The organism is Parabacteroides acidifaciens, assembly GCF_003363715.1.
GTDB lineage: Bacteria > Bacteroidota > Bacteroidia > Bacteroidales > Tannerellaceae > Parabacteroides > Parabacteroides acidifaciens.
Genome location: NZ_QREV01000034.1, coordinates 41,614 through 51,826, shown reverse-complemented (window position 1 = coordinate 51,826; position 10,213 = coordinate 41,614). Strand labels below are relative to the sequence as shown.

At 46.9% G+C, this 10,213-nt stretch carries 11 protein-coding genes; 6 read left to right on the top strand and 5 right to left on the bottom strand.

Features of this window, described 5'->3' with window-relative positions; genetic code table 11:
• Positions 1-424: 424 nt before the first annotated feature.
• The 5 genes from DWU89_RS13760 (at position 425) to DWU89_RS13740 (ending at position 6,207) form a co-directional block, all read left to right on the top strand.
• The gene (locus tag DWU89_RS13760; protein WP_115500204.1) at positions 425-1,816 is read left to right on the top strand and encodes a TolC family protein; all 1,392 of its coding nucleotides are present in this window, start codon (positions 425-427) and stop codon (positions 1,814-1,816) included.
• Positions 1,817-1,838: 22 nt separating this feature from the next.
• Positions 1,839-2,846, top strand: a complete 1,008-nt coding sequence (locus tag DWU89_RS13755; protein WP_115500203.1) for an HlyD family secretion protein — start codon at positions 1,839-1,841, stop codon at positions 2,844-2,846.
• Entirely contained in the window at positions 2,846-4,021 is a 1,176-nt protein-coding gene (locus DWU89_RS13750; protein ID WP_115500202.1) for an ABC transporter permease, read from the top strand. Before DWU89_RS13755 ends, DWU89_RS13750 begins: the two co-directional genes overlap by 1 nt.
• An 11-nt stretch (positions 4,022-4,032) precedes the next feature.
• Positions 4,033-5,256, top strand: coding sequence for an ABC transporter permease (locus DWU89_RS13745; RefSeq protein WP_115500201.1), 1,224 nt, complete (start codon positions 4,033-4,035; stop codon positions 5,254-5,256).
• Between the two features lie 63 nt (positions 5,257-5,319).
• A complete protein-coding gene (locus tag DWU89_RS13740) occupies positions 5,320-6,207 on the top strand; it encodes a sugar phosphate isomerase/epimerase family protein (RefSeq protein ID WP_115500200.1) in 888 nt (295 codons plus the stop codon).
• Positions 6,208-6,294: 87 nt separating this feature from the next.
• Here the strand turns inward: DWU89_RS13740 and DWU89_RS13735 are convergent, their stop codons facing one another.
• Entirely contained in the window at positions 6,295-7,029 is a 735-nt protein-coding gene (locus DWU89_RS13735; protein ID WP_115500199.1) for an HAD-IA family hydrolase, read from the bottom strand.
• 121 nt (positions 7,030-7,150) lie between these two features.
• Here DWU89_RS13735 and DWU89_RS13730 point away from each other — a divergent pair, with 121 nt between their 5' ends.
• A complete protein-coding gene (locus DWU89_RS13730; RefSeq protein WP_115500198.1) occupies positions 7,151-7,759 on the top strand; it encodes a hypothetical protein in 609 nt (202 codons plus the stop codon).
• Positions 7,760-7,792: 33 nt separating this feature from the next.
• On the opposite strand, the gene DWU89_RS13725 is transcribed toward DWU89_RS13730, so the two are convergent.
• The 4 genes from DWU89_RS13725 to DWU89_RS13710 form a co-directional block, all read right to left on the bottom strand.
• Positions 7,793-8,023 (bottom strand): hypothetical protein, encoded by a 231-nt coding sequence (locus DWU89_RS13725; RefSeq protein ID WP_115500197.1) that lies wholly within the window; start codon positions 8,021-8,023, stop codon positions 7,793-7,795.
• A complete protein-coding gene (locus DWU89_RS13720) occupies positions 8,020-8,499 on the bottom strand; it encodes a DUF3990 domain-containing protein (protein ID WP_115500196.1) in 480 nt (159 codons plus the stop codon). Before DWU89_RS13720 ends, DWU89_RS13725 begins: the two co-directional genes overlap by 4 nt.
• On the bottom strand, positions 8,496-8,720 hold the full coding sequence (locus DWU89_RS13715) for a DUF3791 domain-containing protein (protein WP_115500195.1): 225 nt from the start codon (positions 8,718-8,720) through the stop codon (positions 8,496-8,498). Before DWU89_RS13715 ends, DWU89_RS13720 begins: the two co-directional genes overlap by 4 nt.
• Positions 8,721-8,866: 146 nt before the next feature.
• Positions 8,867-10,210 carry a glucose-6-phosphate isomerase gene (locus tag DWU89_RS13710; RefSeq protein ID WP_115500194.1) on the bottom strand — a complete coding sequence of 448 codons (1,344 nt, stop codon included), beginning with the start codon at positions 10,208-10,210 and terminating at the stop codon, positions 8,867-8,869.
• Positions 10,211-10,213: the final 3 nt, after the last annotated feature.

Sequence of the window (10,213 nt, the reverse complement as noted above, 5' to 3'; positions counted from 1 at the left end):
ATAGAAAAACAGTCGAAACAGGGGGTTAATGTATATTTTTCAATTTGCAGAAGGTCCAAAACTAAGAAAAAGTGAACCGCCTTGTTCCCGCGCTCCGACGCGGGATCGCAAAACAGCCTGCCGCATCCTGAATCATTTACCAGTTTAGGATAAAACCTGTTCCTTTGCGATCCCGCGTCGGAGCGCGGGAACGGGATAGCTCAAAACTGGCAAACAATGAGCCCGCCGAGGGGTTGCCGGGAATTGATAAAGCGTGCCCCTTTTCTGTAATCTCTATCTCTTTTGTGTATCGTTAATTGAATTAGTTCAATTTTATATTTAAACCGAACCAGTATTTTTGCACCGTATTTCTTATATTTGCTGAATATATAATAGTAAGGGGTTGGAATAGTTCAGAATAGGAACCGAATAAAAAGAGATAGAGATGAAAAGATTTGTCGTATTAGTCGCATTGCTGGTCTCGTCGGGCTATGCGAATGCGCAGCAGGCGCTGACGTTGGAGCAATGCCGTCACTTGGCGATTCAAAACAATAAAGAGTTGAAGATTTCAGGCGAAAAGATCAAAATGGCAGGTGACGAGAAGAACGCCGCTTTTACCAAATATTTCCCGCAACTTTCCGCTACAGGTGCGTATCTGTGGAACCAGAAGGATATTAACCTGCTGGATATGGGAGCGTTGAGTACGTCCATAGGTGGCGCGCTCGGGCCGATTGCCCAATTGCCGGTGTTCGGCCAACTGATGGAAGGGGTGGGGGATATGCAACACCTCGATATCCAGAATATCTGGGTGGGAAGCGTTTCGCTTGTGCAGCCTGTCTTTATGGGTGGTAAGATCATCAATTACAATCAGATCACCAAGTATGCCAAACAACTGGCCGAGTCGATGAACGACCAGCAGTTGCAGGATGTCATTTATAAGACCGATGAAACCTATTGGCAGGTGATCTCTCTGGTCAATAAAAAGAAGTTAGCCGATGCTTATGTGGACTTGCTCCGTAAGACCGACCACGATATTACCGCTATGATAACCGAAGGTGTTGCCACCGAGGCTGACGGCCTGTCGGTCAAAGTCAAACTGAACGAGGCGGAGATGGCGCAGACAAAAGTCAACAACGGCTTGGCTCTTTCCCGTATGTTGCTGGCGCAGATATGTGGATTGCCGCTCGAAGATCCGCTTGCCTTAGCTGATGAGGATATCGAGGATTTCCCGACTGAACCGGTCCTGACGGCTGCCGATGTAAACGAAGCGTTCCTGAACCGTAACGAGTTGAAAAGCCTCGACCTGGCTACAAAGATATATAAACGTAAGGAGCGGATCGTGTTGGCGGATATGTTGCCCAACGTCGCTTTCATGGCGAACTACCTGGTTACCAATCCCAATGCGATGAACGGCTTTAAGAATGAATTTGCCGGGATGTTCAATGTCGGCGTGATGGTGAAAGTGCCGCTTTCCGGCTGGTGGGAGGGAAGTTATAAACGCAATTCCGCCCGTGCCGAGACGCGTATCAAGTCGTTGGAATTGCAGGATGCCCGCGAAAAGATCGAATTGCAGGTCAATCAATCCGTTTATAAGGTGAACGAAGCAAGCAAGAAGCTGATTGCCTCTTCCCGCAATATGGAGAATGCCGAAGAGAACCTCCGCCATGCCAACCTGGGTTTCGAAGAAGGGGTGATTCCCGCCCTGAACCTGATGCAGGCGCAGACGGCGTGGGTTTCGGCTCGTTCCAGCCTGATCGACGCACAGATAGAAGTCAAACTGACCGAAGTTTACCTGACCAAGGCGATGGGTAAGCTTTCCGTAAACGAACAAGAATAATAACGATAAAAACAAAATAGAGATGGACGAGAATAAGAAGTTTTCGATCAATAACATGCTGCTGGCATTTATCGCGTTTTTAGGTGTGGTAGGATTAGTAGCTTTAACGGGTTTCTTTCTGTTGACGCCGCCGGACGATATCATTATGGGACAGGCGGAAGCAACCGAGGTGCGTATTTCCGGCAAAGTGCCCGGCCGTATCGAAGCCTACCGTTTCGGTGAGGGCGACAGGGTGAAGGCGGGCGACACGCTCGTATTCCTCGATACACCCGAGGTGTTGGCCAAACTACAGCAGGCGGAAGCCGTGCGCCGTGCCGCCGAAGCCCAAAACGCAAAGGCTATCAAAGGAGCGCGTGCGCAGGAAATAGCCGGCGCTTATGAAATGTGGCAGAAGGCTAAGGCAGGTTTGGAGATTGCCCATAAATCATATACGCGTGTGCAGAACCTTTTCGAGAAAGGCGTGATGTCCGCGCAGAAGCGCGATGAGGCGGAAGCCAACTATAAGGCGATGGCAGCTACGGAAAAAGCCGCCAAGTCGCAATATGATATGGCGATGGATGGTGCCCGGGTGGAAGATAAGGCAGCTGCATCCGCACTTGTCCAGCAGGCCGGCGGGGCTGTTGCCGAAGTGGAATCTTATCTGAAAGAGGCGGTTTTGCTTTCTCCGATCGACGGCGAGGTGTCCGAACGTTTTCCCGAAGTGGGCGAACTGGTGGGGACGGGTGCGCCGATTATGAATATCACCGACCTGAACGATATGTGGGTGACATTCAGTATCCGTGAAGACCTCCTGAAAGATATTAAAATCGGTTCCGAACTGAATGCTTTCATCCCGGCGTTGGATAGTCGCCCTGTCAAGCTGAAAGTCTATTATATGAAAGATATGGGGACGTATGCCGCTTGGAAAGCGACCAAGACAAACGGACAGTTCGATTACAAGACGTTCGAGGTGCGCGCCCGTCCGCAGGAAAAGGTTGCTGACTTGCGTCCCGGAATGTCTGTTATCATGAAGAAAAAAGGAAATGAATAATGGGTAAACAGTGTTTACATAGCATCTGGATGATAGCCCGGCGGGAGATACAGCGGATCGGGAAGAAACCGGTCTACTTCTTCTGTATGTTGGTGGCTCCGACTATCTGTGTCGTGTTTTTCCTGTCGCTGATGAAAGACGGGTTGCCGACCGATATGCCGATTGCTGTTGTGGACATGGACGGTTCATCCAATTCGCGTAACCTGTCGCGCCAACTGGATGCCTTCGAGCAGACGGAGGTGGTGCTGACGACCGTCTCTTTCGAGGAAGCCCGCCAGGCGATGCAGGAAGGGAAGGTCTACGGTATTTTCTATATTCCGAAAGATTTCGGGGTGGATGCGGTGGCCGGACGCCAGCCGAAGTTGTCGTTCTATACGAATGGCACGTACCTGATCGGCGCTTCCCTTTTGTTCCGGGATATGAAGACGATGTCCGTGCTGGCGGGTGCTTCGGTCGGTTTGCAGACCGGATTGGCGCATGGCTATACTGAAGACCAGATTATGGCGCAGCTTCAGCCGATTGTGATCGATACGCATGCGCTCGGGAATCCCTGGCTGAACTATTCGGTTTACCTGAATAACACGTTGCTGCCGGGTGTCTTGCAGTTGATGATTTTTCTGGTGACGGTGCTCAGTATCGGTTCCGAGATCAAATATTCTACGGCACGCCAGTGGTTGCAGATGGGGAATAATTCGCTTACGGTCAGTTTGATCGGAAAGGTATTGCCTTATACGGTGGTCTTTACGGTTGTGGCGTTCCTGTATGGTGCGGCTTTGTATGGCTTCAATTCATTCCCGCTGAGTAGCGGCTGGCTGCCGATGTTGTCGGCGCTATTCCTGTTGGTGATTGCTTCGCAGGCTGTCGGGATCTTTATGATCGGGGTGTTACCGACTTTCCGTATGGGGTTGAGCTTTGCCAGTCTGTTCGGGATGCTCGCTTTTTCGATTGTGGGTTTCTCGTTTCCGGTGTTAGGGATGGACCCGACCTTGCAGGCTTTAAGCAATATGTTCCCGCTTCGCCATTATTTCCTGATCTATGTAGATCAGGCTTTGAACGGAAGGGCTTTCTTTTACAGTTGGACCGAATATGCCTGGCTGTTAGGATTCCTTATCCTGCCTTTCCTGATCGGAAAACAGTTGAAGAAAGCGCTGTTGTACTTTAAATATATTCCGTAAAACAGAAAGTGATGAAAAAAGAACATCGTTTACGATATATAATCAAGCAGGGAATTCTGGATACCTTTTATATCTGGAAGGATGAACTGAAGAATGTGTTCCGGGACGAAGGGGTGCTGATCTTCTTCTTCCTGGTGCCGTTTGCCTATCCATTGCTGTATTCTTTCATCTACAACAACGAGGTGGTACACGAGGCCAAGATGGTGGTTGTGGACCAGTCCGACTCGTATCTGAGCCGCGAGTTTACCCGCCGGGTGAATGCAACGCCGGATGTGGAGGTGATTGCCGTCTGTACGGATATGGAAGAGGCAAAGCGGATGCTGGACGAAAAGAAGGCATACGGGATTCTCTATTTCCCGACGGAGTTCAGCAAAGATTTGCATAGGGGCAAGCAGACGACCGTCCCTTTGTATTGTGATATGAGCAGCCTGCTGTTCTATAAGGCTTTCTTGTTGTCGGCAACGGAAGTGTCGCTGGATCTGGGAAAAGAGCTTCGGCGACATAATTCGCCGGGTGCATCGGACAAGCAGGAACAGATCACAGTCGATCCCGTGCCTTATGAGTCTGTGACGATCTTCAATTCGCAGAATGGCTTTGCCAGTTTCCTGGTTCCGGCTATCCTGATCTTAGTGATTCAGCAAACGCTGGTCTTAGGTATCGGTATGTTGGGAGGGACGGCACGAGAGAAGAACAGTCTCCATAACCTTGTACCGGTCAGCCCTCATTTTAACGGGACGTTGCGGGTTGTGTTCGGCAAGTCTTTGACGTATATCTTGATTTATGTGGTGGTCTGTATCTGGGTAGTGGCGGTTGTACCGAAACTGTTCTCTTTGCCACAGGTGGGAGATCCTATGACGATTTTGCTGTTTCTTCTGCCGTATCTGTTTGCCTGCATCTTTTTTGCGATGACTTTATCCGGCTTTATGACTAACCGTGAAGCTCCTATGTTGCTGTTTGTCTTTACCTCGGTGATCCTGTTGTTCATCTCCGGCGTTTCCTGGCCGAAAGAGGCGATTCCTCCTTTCTGGCAGGTGGTCGGATATGCTTTTCCTTCTACACCTGGGATTCAGGGGTTTATCCGTATCAATACCAGTGGGGCGACTTTGAACGAAGTGGTGCATGAATACCACACGTTATGGATACAGGCAGGTGTCTATTTCGTCTTAGCATGTATTATTTACCGGTTCCAGATCCGGCGCAGAAAGAAATTTGAGGATTTTAACGTTATTATGTAAGGAAACATCAAATATAGTTTTATTTTTGTAGAAATTCTCAAGCAAACTTAATTTTTTAGTACTATGCAAAACAGACGTGACTTTTTAAAGCAAGCATCATTATTGCTCGCGGGGGGTGTGGTGATGCCTCAGTTGTTATCTTCTTGTGCCGGTAAAGCTGCCGCTGCCGACTCGTCCAAGTATATTGGGCTTCAGTTGTATTCTTTAAGAGACCTTGTAAAAGAAGAAGGAATTCAGAAAGTGTTGGAAACCGCTTCCAAGATGGGGTATAAGAACCTTGAAACGGCCGGCTACGATAATGGTAAGGTCTACGGTATGGCTCCTGCCGAATTTAAGAAAATGGTGAACGACCTGGGTATGAAATGTACGAGCGCCCACTTGGGACAGGAGTTCACGAAAGAAAAAGAAGCTGAGGTGATGAGTTGGTGGGACCAGGCTATTGCTGCTCACAACGAATTAGGCGTTAAATATATGGTTCAGCCCTGGATGCCGGTTAATGACAAGACCACGCTGGATGACCTGAAGATGTATTGCGACTATTTCAACACGGTCGGTTATAAGGCTGCTGCTGCAAGTATCGCCTTTGGTTATCATAACCATGACTTCGAATTCCGCAAGATAGAAGATCAGTTGATTTATGACTTCTTGTTGGATAACGTAAGCCCGAACCATGTATTCTTCGAAATGGATGTGTATTGGGTGCAAGAAGGTGGTGGAGATCCCGTTGCCTACCTGAAGAACCGTCCGAGCCAGTTCAAGGCGATCCATATCAAAGATGAGAAGGAAATCGGCGCCAGCGGTAAGATGGATTTCAAACCTATCTTCGACCAGATGTATGCAAATAACATCAAAGACTGGTATGTTGAAGTCGAACAGTACACGCAGAACGATCCCGTTGCCAGCTGTCAGCAGAGTTATGATTACCTGAACAACGCAGATTACGTGAAGTAGTAGAGACGCACGGCTGTGCTTCTCTCTTATGTTATGAAATTTTTAGGCACGGATGAAAAAAAGTAATCCGTGCCTAATTTTATTATGTCAGTTGCTTCTGACCGCATTCATGATATTCTTCCAATCTTCCGCTAAGGCGGTCATACTCGGATAGAGCAGGTCGGCGCCGGCATCCAGCAATACCCGGTCGTCGAGTGGTCCGGTGTTGACTGCTATCGTGAAAATTCCGGCTGCAACGCCTGCCTGCACGCCCATCGGGGCATTCTCTACGACGAAAGCTTCATTGGCTTGCACACCTGCTTTCTTCAATCCCATCAGGTAGGGTTCGGGATGGGGTTTGCCGTATTTTACGTCGAAGGCCGTTACCATCTTGTCACGTTGGAAGCATCCTGGATAGGTATGTTCCAGTTTATTTATCAGGCTGTGTTGTCCGGAACCGGTGACGACGAGCGTTTGCAGGTTGGACGCTTTGACTGCCTGTAAGACCTCTGCGGCTCCCTGCATCGCCTTTCCGTCATTATATTTATTGAATAAGGTAGCCTTCTCTTCGTAAATGGATTTCTTTTCCTCGTCGGTCGCATCCCGGTGGAAGGTCTTTTGATACAGTTCGTTGATGGTACTTTCGCCTGTCCGTCCTTCATACAGATAGAAAATTTCCGGTGTGGATATCAACTGATGGCTGGTAGCCGTTTCGTACCAGGAACGGGCGTGGAAACGCATGGAGTCGTATAGAACGCCGTCCATATCGAATAGCACGGCTTTAGGAGAAAGTGCAGTTTGTTTCTGCTTTTGCAGATATCGGGTGATCGCTTCTTGAATCATATCTTTTTTTACGCTTAAAAAAACTTCCGCAAAGTTACTAAAATCCTGTAGATTTTTTTATCTTTGGTTCAACGTATCCCGGCGTCCGGGCCATAATAATTACCAATAAAATCAGAAGAGTATGAAAAAGGGTTTATTGTTGTTAGCAGCGCTGCTGTGTACCCTGAGCTATCAGGCGAAAGCCCAGCATTGGACAGATTTGCAGCATGAGGTATCGTTGAGTTATGGTGGTCTGCCGGTAGTGGATTTGCTGGACCATTATGAAAACTACTTTAATCCGCCTGCATCGGCCGATGCGGACTTGTTTGACGATAAAGGTAAGTTTGGAGCCTTGAATATCAGCTATCTTTTTTATCCGGATGAAAATCTGGGTTTCGGGGTTGTTTATTCTTATACGAACAGTGATAAGCGGATTATTCGCAATGATAAGTTGGTCGGGGATTTCTATAACTCTTTCCATTCTGTTTGCCCCTCCATCAAGTATAACTGGTATAACTATAATTTTATAACGCTTTATTCCCGTATAAATGCAGGTATCGCTATTGCGACCACGAAGTCTTCCTTTATCAATAAGGAATCGTTACCGGAGGAAAAAACGGCGACAAAAGCCTTCTTTATGTACCAGGTGTCTCCGATAGGAATAGAAGTCGGCAAACAGATCGCCGGCTTTGTCGAGGTCGGTTTCGGCCATATGGGTACGGCAATGGCGGGATTGCGTTACCGGATGTGAGATTAATTATAAGATAGGCTAAAAAGGGTGGTGTTATGCCACCCGACCCGTTGTTATTTCCCTTTTTAAAAAGTCATATACGTAACCGGCACTTTGATAGTATAATCCGGTTGCCGGATTACTTAATCGCTCGAAGGTATCCGAATTATAATAGACATCCATTGCTTGTGTCATATCATATTCCCATTCTTCCATAAGGATCTGTATGATTTCGCTACTTAGGTCCTCGATTAAAAATTCTATTTGTTCATTTGTCAGTTTCATAATTTCTTTAAATAAGAAAGGGCACGTTCTGTCCCAAAATAATATTGTATGGTCAATCCTTTTGAATATTTTAGTTCTTCTATCAATTTATCCATTGGAATGATTCCCATTTGAAATCGGCGTAATTGATAGGTGACTCCATCATCTGCAATCGGGCCGATTACGATATCGTAAGAATGTATGGGGTGAACACGTTTACGGTCACGATTCATGAAAACGAATTCTGCCCATTCTTCACAATAATCTTCGAATACTTTTGTCTGTAATGTCGAAGCGTTTAGGATTCCCTCATCCCATTCGAAGGTCGTTATGTATGGAGTTTCTGTTTGTAATTGTTCCGCTTTTTGCTTAGCTAAAGCTTGCGCTTGTTCATAATCATGTGACAGATAAAAGCCTTGTCCAAAGTCTTTGAAAGGCTTTGAACGTGATAAATCAGGAAAAGAAATTTCCATATTAGAGCCGTGATAGAGTTTCATGCCAACTCCCCTCCATTATTGCGGCAGACCATTGCCAGATTTTCTATGACATCTTCGAATGATTGGGTGTGCAATACATCGTAATGCTTGTGGAGGAATTGCATGCCTTTAAAACGATTCAGATAATTGAACGCTTGTTTCTGCTTGAGCTTATAGGTTGCGGCAAATTCTGCAATCAGAGCTATGGTAAAATCCAGTTTGTTCTTTTCTGTTCGGGACATAGGTTCCTCCTTTCTTTTACATTCTAAAAACAAAGATACAAGAAAACTCTTTAGTATAGAGATATCTTCTTAAAAATAAAAGGTGAAAGTAGGGAGATATCGGACTCCTACTTTCACCTTTTTATTTATGTTATGTACCGACTTAATTACAATCGGGCGCGGATCGCTTCGCTTTCCTTTTCGTATCCCGGTTTGTTCAGCAGGGCGAACATGTTTTTCTTGTATGCTTCAACACCCGGCTGGTCGAACGGATTTACACCTAACATATAACCGCTGATGCCGCAAGCTCTTTCGAAGAAATAGAACAACTGGCCAATGTAGTAAGCGCTTACTTCCGGCATTGTGATCTTGAGGTTGGGAACACCGCCGTCTACGTGAGCCAGCTGGGTACCTAATTCTGCCATCTTGTTTACTTCATCTACGCGTTTGCCGGCAAGGAAGTTCAAACCGTCCAAGTTTGCTTCGTCTGTCGGAACAAGTACTTTATGGGTCGGCTCTTCTACAGAAATGACCGTTTCGAAGATGGTGCGTTCGCCATCCTGAATCCACTGGCCCATAGAGTGCAGGTCGGTTGTCAGGTCTACGGAAGCCGGGAAAATACCTTTGCCGTTCTTACCTTCGCTTTCGCCGTACAACTGTTTCCACCATTCTGCGATGTAGTGGAGTTTCGGGTGGAAGTTTGCGAGGATTTCAACTTTCTTACCGCTCTTATATAATTCATTACGCGTTGCAGCATAGATTTCAGCCATATTATCGGCGAAAGGTACGCTTACGTCTGTCGCTTTTTCCATTGAAACAGCTCCAGCGACCAGATCGCGGATATTGATACCTGCAACTGCGATAGGCAACAAACCAACCGGAGTCAGTACGGAGAAACGGCCGCCTACATTGTCAGGAATGATAAATGTCTTATAACCTTCCTGATCTGCCAATGTACGGAGCGCACCTCTCTTGGCATCTGTGATGGCAACGATGCGGTGTTTGGCCTCTTCTTTGCCGACTACATCTTCCAGCTGTTTCTTCAACATACGGAAAGCTAAGGCCGGTTCGGTAGTCGTTCCGGATTTGGAAATATTGATCAGGCCGAACTGTTTACCTTTCAGGATTTCGCAAAGTTCATACAGGTAGTCTTCGCCGATATTGTGTCCGGCATATACCAGAACCGGGTTTTTACGGTCTGTATGCAACCAGTCGAAGCTATTGTTCAGGGCTTCTACCACTGCTTTTGTTCCCAGATAGCTACCGCCGATACCGATGGCAACAACGACTTCACATTTAGAGCGAAGTACGTTAGCCGTATTTTCGATGTCTGTAAGTTCAGCATCTGTAATAGAAGAGGGGAGATGCAACCAACCTAAAAAGTCGTTACCTGCTCCATTACCATTTTGTAAAGTGGCATTACATTCGTTAGCCTTTGCAGCCTGAGCATACACCTGTTCTTTTGTAACAGTACCCAGTGCCTTGTCAATGTTAAGACTGATGTTCTTCATATT

Coding starts and splice junctions, on each gene's coding strand:
- DWU89_RS13745 (WP_115500201.1), top strand. CDS start 4,033: ATGAAAAAAGAACATCGTTTACGATATATAATCAAGCAGGGAATTCTG.
- DWU89_RS13715 (WP_115500195.1), bottom strand. CDS start 8,720: ATGTCCCGAACAGAAAAGAACAAACTGGATTTTACCATAGCTCTGATT.
- DWU89_RS13755 (WP_115500203.1), top strand. CDS start 1,839: ATGGACGAGAATAAGAAGTTTTCGATCAATAACATGCTGCTGGCATTT.
- DWU89_RS13735 (WP_115500199.1), bottom strand. CDS start 7,029: ATGATTCAAGAAGCGATCACCCGATATCTGCAAAAGCAGAAACAAACT.
- DWU89_RS13730 (WP_115500198.1), top strand. CDS start 7,151: ATGAAAAAGGGTTTATTGTTGTTAGCAGCGCTGCTGTGTACCCTGAGC.
- DWU89_RS13760 (WP_115500204.1), top strand. CDS start 425: ATGAAAAGATTTGTCGTATTAGTCGCATTGCTGGTCTCGTCGGGCTAT.
- DWU89_RS13740 (WP_115500200.1), top strand. CDS start 5,320: ATGCAAAACAGACGTGACTTTTTAAAGCAAGCATCATTATTGCTCGCG.
- DWU89_RS13750 (WP_115500202.1), top strand. CDS start 2,846: ATGGGTAAACAGTGTTTACATAGCATCTGGATGATAGCCCGGCGGGAG.
- DWU89_RS13720 (WP_115500196.1), bottom strand. CDS start 8,499: ATGAAACTCTATCACGGCTCTAATATGGAAATTTCTTTTCCTGATTTA.
- DWU89_RS13710 (WP_115500194.1), bottom strand. CDS start 10,210: ATGAAGAACATCAGTCTTAACATTGACAAGGCACTGGGTACTGTTACA.
- DWU89_RS13725 (WP_115500197.1), bottom strand. CDS start 8,023: ATGAAACTGACAAATGAACAAATAGAATTTTTAATCGAGGACCTAAGT.